Annotated in this window: 14 protein-coding genes; 11 read left to right on the top strand and 3 right to left on the bottom strand. The window is 66.9% G+C overall.

Going from position 1 to position 18265, the window contains the following annotated elements:
• Positions 1-20 precede the first annotated feature (20 nt).
• The 9 genes from Q0C57_RS07130 to Q0C57_RS07090 all read left to right on the top strand — a co-directional run bounded on the left by Q0C57_RS07130 (position 21) and on the right by Q0C57_RS07090 (position 12659).
• Positions 21-2060 carry a hydantoinase/oxoprolinase family protein gene (locus tag Q0C57_RS07130; protein ID WP_296574140.1) on the top strand — a complete coding sequence of 680 codons (2040 nt, stop codon included), beginning with the start codon at positions 21-23 and terminating at the stop codon, positions 2058-2060.
• Positions 2057-3718, top strand: coding sequence for a hydantoinase B/oxoprolinase family protein (locus Q0C57_RS07125; protein WP_366937810.1), 1662 nt, complete (start codon positions 2057-2059; stop codon positions 3716-3718). The genes Q0C57_RS07130 and Q0C57_RS07125 overlap by 4 nt, the downstream gene beginning before the upstream one ends.
• Before the next feature lie 26 nt (positions 3719-3744).
• Complete coding sequence (locus Q0C57_RS07120) at positions 3745-4443, top strand: tyrosine-type recombinase/integrase (RefSeq protein WP_366937812.1); 699 nt, start codon at positions 3745-3747, stop codon at positions 4441-4443.
• A gap of 371 nt (positions 4444-4814) precedes the next feature.
• Complete coding sequence (gene kdpF / locus Q0C57_RS07115; protein ID WP_296574136.1) at positions 4815-4904, top strand: K(+)-transporting ATPase subunit F; 90 nt, start codon at positions 4815-4817, stop codon at positions 4902-4904.
• 10 nt (positions 4905-4914) lie between these two features.
• The gene (gene kdpA, locus Q0C57_RS07110; protein ID WP_296574133.1) at positions 4915-6606 is read left to right on the top strand and encodes a potassium-transporting ATPase subunit KdpA; all 1692 of its coding nucleotides are present in this window, start codon (positions 4915-4917) and stop codon (positions 6604-6606) included.
• An 11-nt stretch (positions 6607-6617) separates the two neighbouring features.
• Positions 6618-8660, top strand: coding sequence for a potassium-transporting ATPase subunit KdpB (kdpB, locus tag Q0C57_RS07105; protein WP_296574131.1), 2043 nt, complete (start codon positions 6618-6620; stop codon positions 8658-8660).
• Between the two features lie 12 nt (positions 8661-8672).
• On the top strand, positions 8673-9263 hold the full coding sequence (kdpC, locus tag Q0C57_RS07100; protein WP_296574129.1) for a potassium-transporting ATPase subunit KdpC: 591 nt from the start codon (positions 8673-8675) through the stop codon (positions 9261-9263).
• 4 nt (positions 9264-9267) lie between these two features.
• Positions 9268-11970 carry a sensor histidine kinase KdpD gene (locus tag Q0C57_RS07095; protein ID WP_296574127.1) on the top strand — a complete coding sequence of 901 codons (2703 nt, stop codon included), beginning with the start codon at positions 9268-9270 and terminating at the stop codon, positions 11968-11970.
• The gene (locus Q0C57_RS07090) at positions 11967-12659 is read left to right on the top strand and encodes a response regulator (protein ID WP_296574124.1); all 693 of its coding nucleotides are present in this window, start codon (positions 11967-11969) and stop codon (positions 12657-12659) included. The genes Q0C57_RS07095 and Q0C57_RS07090 overlap by 4 nt, the downstream gene beginning before the upstream one ends.
• A gap of 245 nt (positions 12660-12904) precedes the next feature.
• Here the strand turns inward: Q0C57_RS07090 and Q0C57_RS07085 are convergent, their stop codons facing one another.
• The gene (locus Q0C57_RS07085; protein ID WP_296574120.1) at positions 12905-14224 is read right to left on the bottom strand and encodes a S8 family serine peptidase; all 1320 of its coding nucleotides are present in this window, start codon (positions 14222-14224) and stop codon (positions 12905-12907) included.
• A 125-nt stretch (positions 14225-14349) separates the two neighbouring features.
• On the opposite strand from Q0C57_RS07085, the gene Q0C57_RS07080 reads away from it, so the two are divergent.
• Together Q0C57_RS07080 and Q0C57_RS07075 are read left to right on the top strand one after the other, a co-directional pair.
• Complete coding sequence (locus Q0C57_RS07080) at positions 14350-14871, top strand: RNA polymerase sigma factor (protein ID WP_296574117.1); 522 nt, start codon at positions 14350-14352, stop codon at positions 14869-14871.
• A gap of 73 nt (positions 14872-14944) precedes the next feature.
• Positions 14945-15604, top strand: a complete 660-nt coding sequence (locus tag Q0C57_RS07075) for a hypothetical protein (RefSeq protein ID WP_296574115.1) — start codon at positions 14945-14947, stop codon at positions 15602-15604.
• Here Q0C57_RS07075 and Q0C57_RS07070 read toward each other — a convergent pair whose 3' ends face one another.
• Both Q0C57_RS07070 and Q0C57_RS07065 read right to left on the bottom strand, forming a co-directional pair.
• Positions 15605-16969 carry an SLC13 family permease gene (locus Q0C57_RS07070; RefSeq protein ID WP_296574112.1) on the bottom strand — a complete coding sequence of 455 codons (1365 nt, stop codon included), beginning with the start codon at positions 16967-16969 and terminating at the stop codon, positions 15605-15607.
• Entirely contained in the window at positions 16966-18168 is a 1203-nt protein-coding gene (locus Q0C57_RS07065) for a glycerate kinase (protein WP_296574109.1), read from the bottom strand. The genes Q0C57_RS07070 and Q0C57_RS07065 overlap by 4 nt, the downstream gene beginning before the upstream one ends.
• Positions 18169-18265 lie beyond the last annotated feature (97 nt).

The raw sequence follows: 18265 nt of genomic DNA, 5'->3' as shown, positions 1-18265 counted from the left end.
GCCCGAAATGAGTGGGTTCAATGACCACATCTGTTCGCATAGCCGTCGATATCGGCGGCACGTTCACTGACATCGAAGTCCTCGATGGCGCGACCGGTCTCGTGCATCAGTTCAAGACGCCGAGCACCCCGCGCGATCCCTCGGTCGGCCTGATCGAAGGCATCCGGCAGGCCTCACGCAAGTTCGGGTTCGACACGGCCCATATTGAACAGATCCTGCATGGCACGACCATCGCCACCAACGCCGTGCTCGAACGCAAGCTGCCGGATGGCGCCGTTCTGACCACCGCGGGTTTCGAGGATGTCCTGGCGATCGGACGTCATGGCCGCCGCGATGTCTATGCCATCACGCTGTCTCCGCCGCCGCCGCTGGTCCCGCGGCGCCATGCATTCGGCGTCATCGAACGGATGCGGGCGGATGGCAGCGTCGAAACCGCACTGGACGAGGCAAGCGTCCGCGCGGCGGCAGTCCGCATCAGGCAGGCGGGAGCTTCCGCGGTTGCCGTCTGTTTCCTCCATGCCTACGCGAACCCGGCGCACGAACGACGCGCCGGCGCGATTCTGGCAGAGGAACTTCCCGGCGTGGCGATCTCCCTGTCATCCGACATCAGTCTCGAAATCCGGGAATATGAGCGACTGTCGACCACCGTGCTGAACGCGCTGCTGATGCCGGTCGTCTCGGTCTATGCGGCGAGCCTGGAAAGCCGGCTGCGCGAGGCGAGCCTGACCCGGCAGATCTATCTGGTCCAGTCGAATGGTGGCGTCAGCGGGCTGGCCAAGGCGGCCCGGGAGCCGGCGCGCCTCCTCCTGTCGGGTCCGAGCGGCGGCGCCGCCGCCGCCCGGCGCCTGGCGGCCGCCCTCAACGAACCCAACCTGATCGCCGTCGACATGGGCGGCACCTCCTTCGACATTTCGGTCGTCCATCAGGGGGCTGTGGCAACCGTGAATGAGGGAGAGATCGACGGCTTGCCGGTCCGCTTGCCCATGGTCGAGATGCGGACCATCGGAGCCGGGGGTGGTTCGATCGCCTGGGTCGACAACGGCGGGCGGCTGCGGATCGGTCCTCATTCGGCAGGAGCCGTGCCTGGGCCGGCCTGCTACGGGCGGGGCGGTCTTGAGCTGACCGTGACGGATGCCAACCTCATTCTCGGCCGGCTGGACGCACAGGCCTTCATGGGGGGCGCCATGACCCTCGACCGCGACAAGGCGGTCACGGCGGCCACTCCCCTCGCGCAAGCACTCGGCCTGTCCGTCGAGGAGATCGCGGCGGGCGTCATTGCCGTCATCAATTCCAACCTGTCGACGGCGATCCGGCTGTCACTCTTCGAAAAAGGCCTCGACCCCGATGATTTCGCCCTCCTCTCCTTCGGCGGCGCCGGAGGCGTTCACGCCTGCGAAGTCGCGGAAGATCTGGGCGTCAATCGGGTCATTTTCCCTGAACACGCCTCGACGTTGTCGGCCTGGGGCATCCTGTGGTCGGACATCACCCACGATCTCACGACGACCGATATCGGCCCGCTCGAAGGGGCCGGCGAAAAGCTTGCCCGCCATGCCGCCCGGATGACGGTGGAAGCCGAACGTCTGTTTGCCGAGGATGGCACGCCGGAGGCTGCACGCGAGCTGCGCTTCAGTCTCGACCTGCGCTATGCTGGTCAGGCTTTCGACCTGCCGGTACCGGTCGAGGGTGCGGACTTCTCGCCGCTGGCGCTGGCCGAAATCGCGCGCCGTTTCCATGCCGTGCATCATCAGCGCTTCTCCTATGACGAACCGCAAATCGCTGTCGAAATGGTCGCGCTTCGGCTTGCGGCGATCGGCAGACTGCCGAAGCCCGTCCCGCCGCAGGGCACCGATCGCCCGGCACGGACGGCGCCTGGGATGAGGCCGGTCCATGTCGACGGACGGATTCAGGATGTCGCCGTCTTCGAGCGAGGCGGGATGGCCGACCAGGTGGCCCGCGGCCCAGCCATCGTGTCGGAAACCTACACCTCGTCCTACATTCCGCCCGGTTGGAGTGCCGCTATTGGAAGCAGCGGCGCCTTGATCGCGCGGCGCCTCGCATGATCGTTCCGGGAGAGCCTTTCATGGAAACCATCGGTCCCGTTCGTGTCGAGGTCATCCGCAATGCGCTTGTCGCCGCTGCCGAGGAAATGAGCCTGACCATCTGGCGAACCAGTCGCTCGACGGTCGTCCGAGAAATCCTTGACTACTCGACCGCCGTCTTCGACTCCAGGGGGCAGAACATTGCTCAATCCGCCCGGATTCCGGTCCATCTCAATTCGATGTCCGCATGTCTCGAGACGCTGCTCTCCGCTCATTTTCCGCTCGACGGCTGGCAGGACGGCGACATCGTCATCACCAATGACCCCTATTCCGGTGGGCAGCACTTGCCGGATATCATGACCTTCCGGCCGGTTTTCGCTGGCGAGACGCGGATCGGCTTCGTCGGCACGCTTTGTCACCATGTTGACGTCGGTGGTGGCGCCGCCGGGAGCTACTATGCCGGCGCCCGCGAAATCTTCCAGGAAGGCATTCGCATTCCGCCCCTGAAGCTTGCCGAGCGCGGGGTGGTCAACGAAGCCATCCTCAAGATGGTGCTGGCCAACGTACGCCAGCCCGATGAAACCGGCGGAGACCTGCAGGCCCAGATCGCCGCGCTGGGGATCGGCGTCGCGGCCGTGCAGCGGATCATCCACCGCTACGGTACCGCTGACCTCATGCAGGCCATGCAGGCCATCCTCGAGGGTTCCGAGCGCATGATGCGGGCCGCAATTGCGACCTTGCCGGACCAGACCGCCCATTTCGTGGAACTCGTCGATGATGACGGACAGACCGAGGGTCCGATCAGACTGTCGGTCCAGATCGCGCGGCAAGGCGACGGCATCGTCATCAATTTCGACGGGTCGAGCCCGCAGGTGCAGGGGCCGGTGAACAACACCCGGGCGATGACCTGCTCGGCCGTCTATTATGCGGTTCTGGCAGCACTTGGCGCGGAAATTCCAGCCAATTCCGGATGTTACAGACCGATCACTGTGCGGGTTCCACCCGGCAGCGTGGTCGATGCGCAGTTCCCGGCGCCGGTCACCGGTCGCATGGTCGTTAATCACCGGATCGCCACGGCCGTTTTCGGCGCGCTGGCGCAGCTCATCCCGGCGCGCATCCCGGCCGCCTACTATGCGATCTCCTATGTCTATGCCCTGGCGACGGTCGAAGCGAGCGGACGACGCCGGGTCTATTTCGACATCGAGGTCGGCGGCTGGGGCGGTCACGCCGGCGGCGATGGCGCAAGTGCCCTCTCCTGCGGCCTCCACAACAATACGAATGCCCCCATCGAGATGGTGGAGGCCCGCTATCCCGTGACCTTCACCCATTACGGGCTCATTCCGGATTCCGGCGGGGACGGACAGCACCGCGGTGGCCTCGGTCTTACGCGCGCCTTCCGTCTCGATGCGGACAACGGTTCGCTGAGCACGAATTTCGAACGGTTCCGCCATCCGCCCTATGGGCTCGCTGGCGGAAAGCCCGGCTCCCTCAGCAGGACCACCATCACGCGAGTCGACGGCACCTGCGTATCGCTCGCCTCGAAGGTCTCGGGGATCGCGATGCAACGCGGCGACGTGCTCACCATTGAAACATCCGGCGGAGGCGGTTGGGGGGATCCGGCGGAACGCGCGGAAGCAGCCCGCTCACGCGACTTGGCCGAGGGATATGTCACGCGCTGACGGCCGAATGACCGTCGACCAGGAGCATCGAGCAGGTCGATCGCAGGAGCCTCGATCTCGGCATCGTCGCCGCGCCGGCCAGCGACCTGCGGATGGTGCAGACGGCCCTGGTGACAGACCCGTTCCGGATGATCGCCTCACGTCACCACCGCCATGCCGCGATGCCCCGCCGATCGCTGGACTTGCTCGATGCGGAGCCCCTTGTCACCTTTCCACGGGTTTTCGCGCTCCGCGACGCGCTGTTCAACCTCGCTGTCGACAGCAAGCTGCGCGGTTGCGATTTGGTGCATCTCGCCGTCACCGACGTGGTTCTGGCGGGCAACGTCCGCCCGCGGGCGTCCGTCATGCAAAGCAAGACCGGCCGACCGGTCGTCTTCGAGCTGACCGATGCGTCGCGCGAGTCTGTGTTGGGGTGGCTGCGGCTTCGCCCTCACCGGAATGGCGATTGGCTCTTCCCTAGCCGAAACAGGTCGGGACAGCCCATGACCACCCGACAATACGCGCGGCTGTTGAACGATTGGCTGGGTCTCGCCGGGCTTGATCACTCGCTCTACGGCACGCACAGCCTGCGCCGGACCAAAGTCGCACTGATCTACAAGAGGACCGGCAATCTTCGCCCCTGCCAGCTCCTACTCGGGTACACCACGCCAGGGGACACGACCGTTCGCTACCCGGGAGTGGAGCTCGACGACGCCCTGGAACTGTCTGAACAGGTCGACCTCTGAGGGTCCAACGGCGCGGCCTTACAATGCAGCGCTACAATCGAGCATAGGGGGCCCGAAACCAAATTGCGGAGGTCCGCTTTCGGGCAGTCACTATCAGCGCAGTTGCGAAGGGTGGATCCGGGTCGCTACGGGTCTTTTGCCGGAGGGCTTCGGCCAACCTCTAATGCCACCCGGGTACACGGTTTTACGCTCCCGTTACGCGCTCGCAGTGTATTTCGCCTCGTCCCTTTATGCTTGCCAAGCCTAGCCTCCGGTCGATCGTCAACCGGAGGCTCCCATGTGGGTCGATCTTGTCTATCTGGCCGGCGGCCTTGCCGCCTTTGCCCTGATCGCAGCCGCCGTCACCGGCGCCGAGCGCGTGTGAGGCCGCGATGACCATCGACCTCATCCTCGGCCTCGCCTTCGCGCTCTTCGCCCTCGGCTATCTCCTGGTCGCCCTCCTGCGGCCCGAGCGCTTCTGAAGGCACTTCGATGACCACCGATCTGATCCAGGCCGCCGTCTATGCGGCCCTTCTCATCGCCCTGGCGGTCCCGCTGGGCCTCTATATGGCGCGGGTCTTTGCCGGTGAGGTGACCTTCCTCGCGCCCGTCGAACGCGCGGTTCTGGCGACCGCCGGCATCAGGCAAGACGAGGGGCAGCATTGGACACGCTATGCCCTCTCGCTGATCGCCTTCAACGCGGCGGGCTTCGCGCTCCTGTTTCTCATCCTGCGCTTTCAGCACCTGCTGCCGCTCAACCCGCAGGGTTTCGACGGCGTGCCGGCGCATCTTGCCTTCAACACAGCCATCTCCTTCGTAACCAACACGAACTGGCAATCCTATGGCGGTGAGACGACGCTCTCCCACTTCAGCCAGATGCTGGGCCTGACCACGCAGAACTTCGTCTCGGCAGCTTCGGGCATGGCCGTCGCGGCGGCGGTGGCGCGGGGTTTCGCCGGTCGGCAGACCCGTACGATCGGCAATTTCTGGAACGACCTCGTTCGTGCCGTCCTCTACATCCTGCTTCCGATCGCGATCCTGCTCGCCGTCGTCTTCGTCATGCTCGGCATGCCGCAGACGCTCGCCGCCTCGATCACGGCGACGACGCTGGAGGGCGGCCAGCAGACCCTCGCCCTCGGCCCCGTCGCCAGCCAGGCCGCCATCAAGCAACTCGGCACCAATGGCGGCGGGTTCTTCAACGTCAATTCGGCCCATCCTTTCGAGAACCCGACGGCCATTTCCAATCTTCTCTCCATGCTGGCGATCCTCGCCATTCCTGTCGGCTTCTGCTTCGCTTATGGGCGCATGGTGGGCGACCGGCGGCAGGGCACCGCACTGTTCGCCGCGATGGGCGTGATGCTCGTCATCGCCTTCATCGCCCTCTATGCGGCGGAGCGCGCCGGCAATCCGCTCCATGCCGGGCTCGTCAGTCCCACGGCGGGCAATATGGAGGGCAAGGAGGTCCGTTTCGGCCTCGTCGGTTCGGTGCTCTGGGCCGTCACCACGACCGCCGCGTCCAACGGCTCGGTCAATGCCATGCATGACAGCCTCACACCGCTCGGCGGCCTCGTCGCCATGCTCAACATCCAGCTCGGCGAGATCGTCTACGGCGGCGTCGGCGTCGGCCTCACCGGCATGCTGCTCTTCGTCGTGCTGACCGTCTTCCTCGCCGGGCTCATGGTCGGCCGCACCCCGGAATATCTTGGCAAGAAGATCGAGGCCCGCGAGGTCAAGCTCGCCGCCCTGACATTGCTGGTGATGCCGATCGGCGTCCTGGCGTTCTCCGCGCTCGCCGTCGCCTTCGGCGCCGCGCAGGCCTCGGTCCAGGACGCCGGTCCGCACGGCCTGTCGGAGCTCCTCTACGCCTATTCCTCTGCGACCGGGAACAACGGTTCGGCCTTTGCCGGTTTCAACGCCAATGTGCCGTACCACAACACGTTTCTCGGCATCGCCATGCTGCTGGGACGCTTCGGCTACATCATTCCGATCCTCGCCATCGCCGGGTCGCTGGCGACGAAACGGGCGGCGCCGCCTTCGGCCGGCACCTTCCCGACCCACGGCACGGTCTTCGTGGTGCTGCTGGTCGTCACGATCCTCATCGTCGGCGCCCTCACCTTCCTGCCCGTCCTCGCCCTGGGGCCGATCGCCGAGCAGGTCTCCGCGCTGGCCGGCCGGACTTTCTGAAAGCTGATCCCATGAGCAAATCGTCGACCGCCGAGATGTCTCTGTTCGAGCCGAAGATCCTGCAGGCCGCGATCCTGCAGGCCTTCGCCAAGCTCGACCCCCGCAGCCTCGTGCGCAATCCTGTGATGTTCGTCACGGCACTGGTATCGGTGCTCGCCACCATTCTCGCTGCGCGCGAGAGCGCGACCGGCGGCCCCAATGCCTTCATCGCCATCCAGATCGCGCTGTGGCTGTGGTTCACCGTGCTTTTCGCCAATTTCGCAGAAGCGGTGGCCGAGGGTCGCGGCAAGGCCCGCGCCGACGCCTTCCGAGCCACCAAAACGAGTGCCCGCGCCAAGCTCCTCGTCGAGGCGGCGCGCCGCGACCTCTGGCAGTACAAGGACATCAACGGGGTCGCCGTCGACGACCTGATCCTTGTCGAGGCCGGCGACACCATCCCGATCGACGGCGAGGTGATCGAGGGCGTTGCCTCGGTCGACGAGAGCGCCATCACCGGCGAGAGCGCGCCGGTCATCCGCGAATCCGGCGGTGACCGCTCCTCCGTCACCGGCGGCACGCGCCTCGTCTCCGACTGGCTGGTGCTGCGCGTGACGGCAAGCCAGGGCGAGACCTTCCTCGACCGCATGATTGCCCTCGTCGAAGGCGCCAAGCGGCAGAAGACCCCCAACGAAATCGCCCTCGACATCCTGCTCGCCGGCCTGACGCTGGTCTTCCTCGTGGTCGTCGTGACCCTGCCAGCCTTCGCCTCCTGGTCGGGCACGGAAATCCCGGTCATCTATCTCGCCGCGCTCTTCGTCACGCTGATCCCGACCACCATCGGCGGGCTCCTCTCCGCCATCGGCATCGCCGGCATGGACCGTCTGGTGAAGGCCAATGTGGTGGCAAAATCCGGCCGTGCGGTGGAGGCCGCCGGCGACATCGACGTGCTGCTGCTCGACAAGACCGGGACCATCACCTTCGGCAACCGCATGGCCGATGCCTTCGAGCCCGTTCCCGGGGTCGGGGAGCGCGCACTGGCCGAAGCCGCACTCCTGGCATCCCTCGCCGACGACACCCCGGAAGGCAAATCGATCGTCGATCTCGCCGGTCGCAAGTTCGGCCTGGCGCAGACGGACCGCGACGGCATGACCTTCGTGCCGTTCACGGCGCAGACCCGCATGTCGGGTGTCGATCTCGCGGATGGGACGTCGATCCGCAAGGGTGCCTCTGACGCCATCATCCGCCTCGCCGGCGCGGGTGCTGATCCAGCGCTGGACGCCATCATCCGCAAGATCGCCATGTCTGGCGGCACCCCGCTGGTCGTGGCGCGCGACGGGAGCATTCTCGGCGTCGTCCACCTGAAGGACATCATCAAGCCGGGCATCCGCGAGCGCTTCGCCGAATTGCGCCGCATGGGCATCCGCACGGTGATGATTACCGGCGACAATCCGCTCACCGCCGCCGCCATCGCCGCGGAAGCCGGCGTGGACGATTTCCTCGCCGAGGCCACCCCCGAAAGAAAGCTCGAACTGATCCGCAAGGAGCAGGCGGAGGGCCGCCTCGTCGCCATGTGCGGCGATGGCTCCAACGATGCGCCGGCCCTCGCCCAGGCCGATGTCGGTGTCGCGATGAACTCGGGAACCGCGGCCGCCAAGGAGGCGGGGAACCTCATCGACCTCGACAGTGACCCGACCAAGCTCATCGAGATCGTCCTTGTCGGCAAGCAGCTCCTCATCTCGCGCGGCGCGCTGACCACCTTCTCCATCGCCAATGACGTCGCCAAGTACTTCGCCATCCTGCCGGCCCTCTTCGTCACCGCCTATCCCGGTCTCGCCGTGCTCGACATCATGGGACTCGGCACTCCGCAATCGGCCATTCTGTCCGCCATCATCTTCAACGCACTCGTCATCGTTGCGCTGATCCCCATCGCGCTGAAAGGCGTCGCTTACATTCCGACATCGGCATCGGCCCTCTTATCGCGCAACCTCGCGATCTATGGCCTCGGCGGCCTCATCGTACCCTTCATCGGCATCAAGGTGATCGACCTCGTCGTCGATCTCCTGCGCCTCGCCTGAGGAGGCAAGCCCATGCTCGTACTCCTGCGTCCCGCACTCGTCCTCACCGTCATCTTCATGCTGCTGACGGGCCTCGCCTACCCGCTGGCGATCACCGGGTTCGCCCAGGGGCTCCTGCCGCATCAGGCCAATGGATCCCTGGTGATCCGCAACGGCCGTCTTCTCGGATCGGAACTGGTCGGCCAGGCCTTTACCGGTCCACGTTATTTCCACGGTCGCCCCTCGGCGACATCCGCGCCGGACCCGTCCGATCCCGCGAAGACGGTTGGTGTGCCCTACAATGCGGCGTCATCGTCGGGCTCCAATCTCGGTCCGACGTCGAAGGTGCTGGCGGAAGCCGTCCTCACCCGCGCCGCCGCGCTCGGCGACCGACCTGCCCCTGCCGATCTCGTGACGGCATCTGGCTCCGGCCTCGACCCGCATGTGTCACCGGCCGGGGCCCTCGCCCAGGTGGCTCGCATCGCGGCAGCGCGTGGGGTGGCTCCGGCGCGTGTCGAAGGTCTGGTGCAACGACTCATGGAAGGGCGTAGTTTCGGATTTCTCGGCGAGCCCCGCGTCAATGTCCTGGCGCTGAACCTCGCGCTCGACGCTGAAATACCCTGAACGGATGCCGACCGCCGACGCCGATCGTCCCGTCCCCGAAGCCCTGCTCGGCGAGCATCGCCGGGCGGGGCGCGGACGCCTCAAGGTCTTCCTCGGCGCCTCTCCGGGGGTCGGGAAGACCTTCGCGATGCTGGAGGAAGCCCGCCAGCGTCAGCGCGCCGGCCGCGACGTGGTGGCGGCGCTGGTTGAAACCCACGGCCGGGCCGAGACGGCGGGGCTCCTGACGACCCTCGAAATCCTCCCACGCCACGCCGTTGTTTATCGTGGCCAGATGCTGGAGGAACTCGACCTCGACGGACTGCTCGCCCGCCGCCCGCAACTCGCACTGATCGACGAGCTCGCCCATACAAACGTTCCCGGATCACGCCATCCCAAGCGCTGGCAGGATGTGCTCGAGGTGCTCGACGCGGGGATCGACGTCACCACCACCCTCAACGTTCAGCACATCGAGAGCCTGAACGACGTGGTCGCCAGCATCACCGGCGTCCGCGTGCAGGAGACCGTACCGGACGAGGTGCTGCGCCAGGCGGACGAGATCGAACTCATCGATCTGCCGCCGGAGGAACTGATCAACCGTTTGCGCGAGGGCAAGGTCTATGTGCCCCAGCAGGTCGGTAGGGCGCTGGAGAACTTCTTCACCAAGGGCAATCTGACGGCCCTGCGCGAACTCGCCCTGCGCACGGCGGCAAGCCGTGTCGACGCCGACATGCTCACCTTCATGCAGGCCAATGCGGTCAAGGGGCCCTGGCCGACTCAGGAACGCATCCTCGTCTGTGTCAACGAAGCGCCGATCGCCAAGGCCCTGGTCCGCGCGGGCAAGCGTATGGCGGACCGCGGGCGGCTGCCGTGGCTCGTTGTCACGGTCGTGACTCCGCGGCACGAGGCGCTTGGACAGGAAGCACGCAGCGCCACCGCCGATGCACTTCGCCTGGCGGAGACACTCGGCGCCGAGATCGTGACGCTGCGGACGGAATCCGACGTCGGCTCCGAACTGCTGGCCTTCGCGCGCGCGCGAAACGCCTCGCGCCTTGTCCTCGGTCGCCCACGCCGGCGCTGGCCGTTCGGTTACCTGCGTGAGCCGGTCGTCGATCGCATCCTTGATCGCGCTACGGATTTCGAGGTCACCATCGTTGCTCAGCACGCGCGGATCGCCCGCCGCCGGATCATGGCGGCCGAACGCCTGCCTCGCTGGCGCGAATGGGGACCGATCATCGGTGAAACGCTCGCGGCGATGGCGACGGCGACAGTTTTCGCCTTGCCCATCTCGGCGCACGTCCCGGTCGCCTCGATCGCCGTCGTCTATCTGCTCGCCGTCTCGTTCGTCGCTTTCCGGCGAGGCCTCGCTGCCGCCCTGCTGGCGAGCGGAATCGGCTTCACGACATACAATTTCTTCTACACGACGCCCTACTACTCCCTTGCCGTCGAGCAATACGAATCCATCGTCGCGCTCTTTGTCTTCCTCATCAGCGCCATCTTCACAGGCACGCTGGCAAGCCGGCTGAAGGCGCAGGTGGAGTCGATGCGCGCGGCGCAGAAGCGGACGGAGACGCTCTACGAATTCGCGCGCAAGATCGCCTCGGCGACCAAGGCCGACGACGTCATGTGGGCCGGCGCCGCCCATATCGCCGCGACGCTCAACTGCCGGTCGCTGATCCTCATGCCTGATGCCGGAGGCGTCCTGCAGCAGGTCCAAGGCCACCCAGCCATCGACGAACTCGACGCCCGCGCCGAGGGGGCGGCCCGCTGGGCTTTCGAGAAGAACCAGCCGGCCGGAGCCGGCACGACGACGCTGCCGATATCGCAATGGCTCTTCGTGCCGCTGGCGACGGCCCGCACCACCCTCGGTGTCATCGGTGTACAGTTCCGCGAGGGCACGAGCGGGCTCGACCCCGAGACCAAGAGGCTGCTGTTTGCGGTGGAGGATCAGGTTGCGGTCGCGCTGGAGCGTTTCACTATGGCGGCCGATCTTGAGAACGCGCGTGTGACGGCTGAGGGGGAAAAGCTTCGGGCCGCCTTGCTCAACTCGGTCAGCCACGATCTCAGAACACCGCTGGTGACCGTGATAGGGGCGATAACGGTGCTGGCAGGATCCGAAAGTCGCCTCAGTGCCGAACATCGCGCGGAACTGATCGGTACGGCACTCGACGAGGCGCGCCGGCTCGACCGCTACGTGCAGAACCTTCTCGACATGACGCGCCTCGGGCATGGCGCGCTGGCGCCGAAGCGGGCAAGCGTCGACCTGCGCGAGATCGTCGGGCGGGTGCGCGCCGATCTGGCCCGGATCGTGGACGGACATGTCGTCATGGTGGACATGCCGCGCGACCTGCCGCGCGTCCTCGTCGATCCGGTGCTCATCGGCCAGGCCCTCTCCAACGTGGTCGAGAACGCGGCGAAATATGCCCCGCCCGGCAGCCCGATCACTATCGCCGCCACCGCCGATGCGACGATGGTGCGCCTGACGGTCTCGGACGAGGGTCCGGGTATCGACCCGGCCGAACGCGAGAAGGTCTTTGACCTGTTTTACCGTGCATCGCGAGGTGACGGCGCTCCCGTCGGAACGGGCCTAGGCCTTGCCATTGTACGCGGCTTCGTCGAAGCCCATGGCGGCACGGTCACCATCGGCGCCGGACCGTCCGGGAAAGGGACATCTGTTGCGATGACCCTGCCGCGCGCTGCCGATGCCGATGTTCCGGACGATGCCCTATGACCGAGACCTTGCCCGACACGCGCATCCTGGTCATCGAGGACGAAGCCGCAATCCGCCGTTTCCTGACGATCATCCTCGGCAGCGCAGGCTTTGCGGTCGAGGAGGCGGCGCGCGGGCGCGAGGGCATCGCGCGGGCGGCGACCTCAGCCCCAGACGTCATCGTTCTGGACCTCGGCCTTCCGGATCTGGATGGCAAGGCCGTTGTCGCGGCTATCCGCGAATGGTCACAGGTGCCCATCCTGATCCTCTCGGTCCGCGATGCCGAGGCCGAGAAGATCGAGTCGCTCGACGCCGGCGCCGACGACTATGTCACCAAGCCCTTTTCCTCCGGCGAACTCCTCGCCCGCCTGCGCGCCCTGCTGCGCAGCCGCCGGCCAAGCGAGACGGAGAAGCCCGTTACGGCGGTCGGACCGCTGGTCATCGACCTCGCCCGGCGGCTGGTCACGCTGGACGGGGCCGAGGTCAAGCTGACGCGGAAGGAATATGACGTTCTTGCCCTGTTGTCGCGCCACCAGGGGCGTCTCGTCACCCATCGACAGCTTCTGACGACCGTCTGGGGACCTGCCCATATCGAGGACACCCACTACCTGCGCATCGCCATCGGCCATGTTCGCGACAAGCTCGGCGACGACGCCGCCGACCCGCGCTTCATCCTCACCGAGCCGGGAGTGGGTTACCGGCTGAAGTGAAGCATCCGCCCGCCGGGGAAATAGTAGCCTTTGTTTTTTCGGTGATTGAGTTCAATCGAATGCCCGCTTCCGGGCCTGGGTTGAAGATCCGCAATGGCAGCGCGGAGCTGGTGTGGGCCCGTATCTGCCACTACGCTTCCTTCCATGCCGTCGAAGAGCCGCATCAACAAACCGTGGGAGCAAACACCTGGTCGACCCTCGACATCCCCTGGACATCGCAAAGCGCCTGTGGCGTTTACGACAATTCAGGACGTGCACGCCGCCGGTCGCCTGATCAACCCCCAGCCCGTGAGGGGATCCCGGCCAGGTGCGCCGATATCCGTGGCAGCTTTCCGCAGGGCATCAACGACCGCATCGACACCGGCAGCGCCGGACCTGGTGACGAGCGAGGCCGCCGCGGTGACGAAGGGCGCAGCGAACGACGTTCCCGACTGGGGACGCGCACGCCCGCGCGTCTCTGCCAGCACGAGATTCACGCCAGGGGCCGCAAAGGCGATATGATTGCCGCGATTGGCACGGCGGAAGACCCGGCCGTCGCGGTCGACGGCGGTCACTGCAATGACGCCGGCATAGGCGGCAGGGTAGAGAGGGCGGGCCGCCGGACCCTCGTTTCCGGCTGCGGCAACGAGCACCATTCCCCTGCCGATCGCCGCCTCGACCGCTTCCCGCAGCAGCGGACTGTCCGGTCCGGAGAGGCTGAGATTGGCAATGCGGATGCCGCGGGCCATCAGGGCGTCGAGGCCGCCGACGAGATCGAAGGTATCAGTCACGTCGCGACCGTCGCCACCACGGTGGAAAACATCCACGGATACCAGGCGTGCCCGTGGCAGGAGGCCGGGATGCTCGCTATCGGCCTGGCCCACCAGCAGCGCAGCTACGGCAGTCCCATGGCGGTCCGAAGACGGCCCGCGATCGGGCGCCCTGACAGTGAGCACCTCGACGGCGCCTTGACGGAAAGCCGGATGCGCGGCGTCGACGGCCGTATCGATCATGCCAATGGTCGCTTCGACCGGACAGGTTGTCGGCGGGTTCGGCCAGTCGATCATGGCGAAGGCGCCACATCCGGCTGCCGAACAATCGAAGCGTGACGGGCGATAGATGCGGTTGCGGTCGGCCAGTCCGACCGGCGTTATCGCGCGCAGCCGCCGCAAGGCCGCCTCGGTGCTCTCCCGGCGGATGCTGCGGAGCCTCACCAGGTCGCGCCCCAGTGCCCCGACGGCGCGGCGCCCGGTAATGACGAAACCCGCCTGTTGAAGGATGACAGGGCTGGTGCCGGTCGGCAGATAGGCGACGAATTCCAAGGCGGTCCTTGCGGGCCGGCGCGCCTCGCGGCGGGGCGTGACAGGCTGCTGGCGTTGTTCGATGATCACGCGGCGACGCGGCCGATCATCGTCATCGTCATCGTCATCGTCGGCCCAGGCCTGGTGGGACCCGGTGGCGAGGATCGCGACCGGCAGCGCGATCTGGACGAAGGCGAGGGCGACAACCATGGCCGGCACCCTGAAGGGCGCGGCAGCCGCCGACAGAAGGCGCGGGAAGACGGATCGCAGCATGGTGACAAGCATCGCATTTCCCGCCAGATGGACAAATGACAACGACAACGTGACACAGCGGGAATAATTCCCGCGATACGCCGTTGTCGACGATATAGGGCGCGGCGCCGCGCGGACAGGTCGCCTCAGGGACGATGATGAACGTCGACATAAGGCTGCAGGTGGTCACGATGCTGCCCAGACTGAGGCGCTTCGCCCTGTCGCTGACAGGATCCCGCGACAGGGCCGACGACCTGGTTCAGGCCACATGCGAGCGAGCGCTGAGATCAGCAGGCAACTGGGAACCTGGGACACGACTGGACTCGTGGCTCTATCGCATCATGCAGAACCTCTGGATCGACGAAATTCGGAAGGCCAAGCCGCGGGGAACCGAAGTGCCGGTCGACGAGGTCCACGATCTCGCCGGCGAGGACGGAGAACGGTCCGCGCTCGCCCGATTGTCGATGCAGCAAATCCTGCGGGCGCTGGAGCAACTCCCATCAGAGCAGCGCAGCGTGGTCTCACTCGTCTGCATCGAGGACATGAGCTACCGCGAGGTCGCCGACATCTTGGCGATCCCGATGGGAACAGTGATGAGCCGCCTGTCGCGGGCGCGGACGGCTCTCGGAGCGCTGCTACAGCCGGCAGGCGGCGCAGCAGACGGCAGATTGGGAGGTTGAGATGGCGACCCTTCACCCTTCGGACGAAGAGCTTGTCGCCTATGTCGATGGCGAGCTGGATCTGGCCAAGGCCATGTCGATCACCGAGGCCCTCGCCGATGATCCGCATCTCGCGGCCCGTGTGGATTTGTTCAGGACGACGCGCGCCCGGCTCAAGGATGCGTTCTCACCGGTCATGGCGGAACCCGTGCCGCCATCATTGACGCGCTTTGTCATGTCTGGCGGCGGCCTGGAACCGGCGCCGTCGATCACGGCCACCGCGGTCGCACGGCCTGGGCGTCGGACCGTTCCCATGGCCGCGGCCCTGGGCGGCCTCATCCTGGGTGCTTCGGCCACATGGTTGGCACTGCGGCCGATGTCGCCTCCGTCGTGGACGCCGACGTCGCTCGCAGCAGCCCTCGAGACGCCCCTCGCCACGCTCGCCGATGGCAGCAGCGGAGCCCCTGCCCCGGCAGCCACCGTCGCCCTTCGCCACACGGTGAGGACGCGGGCGGGCCTTTGCCGCAGCTTCACCCTGACAACGAGCGGCGCCCGCCCTTATGACGGCCTCGCCTGCCGCATCGCCGGGGCGTGGCAGGTCCAGGTGATGGCGGCCGCGCCGGAAGGCGACACCTTTGTGCCCGCAGGTGCGATCCGGCCCGTGGACGCCTTTCTCGACGCCGCCGAGGCCAGCGACCCGCTGCCTGCCGATGAGGTGAAGCGGTTGATCGAACGGCGCTGGGCCGGCGACTGATCACCCCTGGATCAGTCCGGTCCAACGCCACCAGGTCGCCGAGAAGGCAAGGATCAGCCCGAGGTGCACCATCGCGAGCACGAGGCTCGCGCGCAGGAGAAGCCCGCGGTCGAAGCCGCCCGGGCCGGTATGATAGATCATCAGGGCCTTGGAACTGACGGGAAGGGTCATGCAGAAATTCATGCCGACCGTGGCGATGAACACGGCCGCAGTCGGGTGAAGTCCAAGCGCCGGCGCTGTGACGATCACCGCCGGCACAAGGATGGCGGCGCGCGCGGTATGGGAGGTGATCAGCAGGTGCGAGCCGAGCGTGACCAGCGCCAAGCCACCGATGGCAGCCGGTAGCCCCAGGGTCCCGAGGCCTTCCAGCCAGGGACGGATACCCGCCGTCAGGCCCGCCGCCGCGCCGGTCTCGATCAGCGCCGTCGCCAGCAGCAGCGCAGCCGCCATGAAGGCAACGAGGTCCCAAGCGATCGCGGCCATTGCCCGTCGCCAGGCAAGGATGCGCAGCGGCCAGACGATGAGAACCGCGCCCGCCGTGGCGCCGAGCCCCATCGGCAGGTGATGCCAGGGCGATGTGAACCAGAAGGCGAGGATCATGAGCCAAACTGCCGCCACGCGACGCTCGGCGGCTGTCCAGGGCAAGGGAACGCTGCGGTCCTCAGCGAGGGGAGCCTTTCGCTCTGGCCGGGTCAGGCCGAGCTGCATGACCACGAAACATGTCGCAGCGCCGGCCATTGCCGCAAAGGGCAGCCCATGAACGATCCAGGCGCCATAGCCGACAGGTGCGAAGCCCATCGTGGTCAGAAGATCATTGGCGACAAGATGGGATGCCGCACCGGTCAGGGCCGCGATGGTGGTCGCCAGAACGACGCAAGGTATCAGCAGGCCCAGGGCGCGCGCCGCCGCCGGGTCCAGCCGTGCCGACAGGTTGCGGTGGAGAGGCAAAGCCACGGCGGCGCGTGCCGAGGTCGATGGAATCAGAAAGGTGACCGGCAGCAGGACGAGGGTGACGAGCCAGAACAGCTGGTCGGCGCGGCGCGTTCTGCGGCTGCCCCAGGCGGCGATGCGCCCCGCGAGCCCGACGGCAACGGCCGCTTCGCCCATGACGAAGGCGCCGATCACCAGCCACAGCGCGTCGGATCGCAGGACCGCAAGCGCGGCGGCCTCCGGCAAGACGCCCTTGACGACGAGGACCATCGTCGCCGCGAGGCCGACGCCCCAGGCTGGCAGGGCTGTACCGGCCCAGAACAGGGACGCCGTTCCGAAGACGAGCACCGCCATCATGGCGGGGGACAGGGGTACGGCGAGGAGTCCCGCCAGCACGGCAGCGCCGGTGGAAGCCGCCAGGACGCCTGGTGTCATGGTGACCCGATGGAGGTCAGCGCGGATCGGCGCGCCATGGCGGCCATGGCCACCTGCATGGACATGACGAAGGTGCGCATGATGTTCTCGGCACAACGCGCGAGATCGCCATCGGCGGCGGCCATGGCCTCGGCGAGGTCGCAGGGGGCCGGAACGGTGGAGAAATAGGCGCCGATGCCATGGTTGCGCAGTATGTCGGCCTCCTCACCGATCGTGCCGGCCAGCGCCACAACCGGGATACCGAGGCGTTGGGCACGCCGGCCGACCTCGGCCGGAATCTTGCCGCGCAGGCTCTGACCATCAAGACCACCTTCGGCGGTGAAGATCAGGTCGGCCTCGGCCAGATGAGCGTCAAGATCAATGAACCGCGCGAGCACATCGTAGCGCGGGCACAGACGGGCACCGAGAAGGGCAGCCAGCCCCGCGCCGAGCCCGCCCGAGGCCCCGGCCCCGGGCAGGAGACTGACATCGATACCCGTCGCCTGCTCCACCCGGGCTGCGAAGTTGTGCAGACCTTCTTCGAGGAAGCGGACGGCCGCGGGCGATGCGCCCTTTTGCGGGCCGAACACGCGTGCGACCCCACCCGGCCCGAGCAACAGGTTCTCGATGTTGCAGGCCACCTCGATCGTCGTCGATGCGAGGCGCGGGTCGGCCCCCGCCATGTCGATATCGACGAGGTCGAGAAGCCCGGCGCCCCCGGGTCGGATCACGCGGCGGTTGCGGTCGAGAAGCCTGATGCCGAGCGCCTCCGCCATGCCACTGCCCGCGTCGTTGGTTCCGGAATCGCCGCAGCCGATCAGGATGGTGCGCGCGCCGGCATCAAGCGCAGCACGGATGAGCTGGCCGACGCCATAGGTGCTCGTCGCCAGCGGATCGCGGCGGTTCCTCGGCACAAGGCGGAGACCGGCAGCCGACGCCATGTCGATGACGGCGGTGGCCGTGTTCGGCGCCCCCAGGAACCCCCAAGCGGCCTCGACCGGCTCGCCGAGGGGGCCCCGAACGGAGGACAGGCGATGAACGCCGCCGGTGAGCGTCACGAGAGCACTGGCAAATCCCTCGCCGCCGTCAACGAGCGGCAGTTCGACAACCCGGGCATCTGGCGCGGCGGCACGGACACCCCGCGCGATCGCCCGTGCGACGGCCTCGGCCGGCAGACATTCCTTGAAGCCCGAGGGGGCCACGACGATACGGAGCGGCATCACGGTGCAAGTCCTCGCTTGAGCGAACTGCACCGACAACGAAGGGCGCAGGTGGTCTATTCCGCGGGCGACCAGAAATGTTTGTCGACAGGCGGCG

The sequence above is a fragment of the Phreatobacter sp. genome (assembly GCF_022843985.1).
Classification (GTDB): domain Bacteria; phylum Pseudomonadota; class Alphaproteobacteria; order Rhizobiales; family Phreatobacteraceae; genus Phreatobacter.
The sequence above is the reverse complement of the archived record's forward strand: the minus strand, read 5'-3'. Positions and strand labels throughout refer to the sequence as shown.

Excerpts from the sequence above, each read along its gene's own strand:
- Q0C57_RS07130 (WP_296574140.1), top strand. The coding sequence starts at position 21 with ATGACCACATCTGTTCGCATAGCCGTCGATATCGGCGGCACGTTCACT.
- Q0C57_RS07125 (WP_366937810.1), top strand. The coding sequence starts at position 2,057 with ATGATCGTTCCGGGAGAGCCTTTCATGGAAACCATCGGTCCCGTTCGT.
- kdpF (WP_296574136.1), top strand. The coding sequence starts at position 4,815 with ATGACCATCGACCTCATCCTCGGCCTCGCCTTCGCGCTCTTCGCCCTC.
- kdpA (WP_296574133.1), top strand. The coding sequence starts at position 4,915 with ATGACCACCGATCTGATCCAGGCCGCCGTCTATGCGGCCCTTCTCATC.
- kdpB (WP_296574131.1), top strand. The coding sequence starts at position 6,618 with ATGAGCAAATCGTCGACCGCCGAGATGTCTCTGTTCGAGCCGAAGATC.
- kdpC (WP_296574129.1), top strand. The coding sequence starts at position 8,673 with ATGCTCGTACTCCTGCGTCCCGCACTCGTCCTCACCGTCATCTTCATG.
- Q0C57_RS07095 (WP_296574127.1), top strand. The coding sequence starts at position 9,268 with ATGCCGACCGCCGACGCCGATCGTCCCGTCCCCGAAGCCCTGCTCGGC.
- Q0C57_RS07090 (WP_296574124.1), top strand. The coding sequence starts at position 11,967 with ATGACCGAGACCTTGCCCGACACGCGCATCCTGGTCATCGAGGACGAA.
- Q0C57_RS07085 (WP_296574120.1), bottom strand. The coding sequence starts at position 14,224 with ATGCTTGTCACCATGCTGCGATCCGTCTTCCCGCGCCTTCTGTCGGCG.
- Q0C57_RS07080 (WP_296574117.1), top strand. The coding sequence starts at position 14,350 with ATGAACGTCGACATAAGGCTGCAGGTGGTCACGATGCTGCCCAGACTG.
- Q0C57_RS07075 (WP_296574115.1), top strand. The coding sequence starts at position 14,945 with ATGTCGATCACCGAGGCCCTCGCCGATGATCCGCATCTCGCGGCCCGT.
- Q0C57_RS07070 (WP_296574112.1), bottom strand. The coding sequence starts at position 16,969 with ATGACACCAGGCGTCCTGGCGGCTTCCACCGGCGCTGCCGTGCTGGCG.
- Q0C57_RS07065 (WP_296574109.1), bottom strand. The coding sequence starts at position 18,168 with ATGCCGCTCCGTATCGTCGTGGCCCCCTCGGGCTTCAAGGAATGTCTG.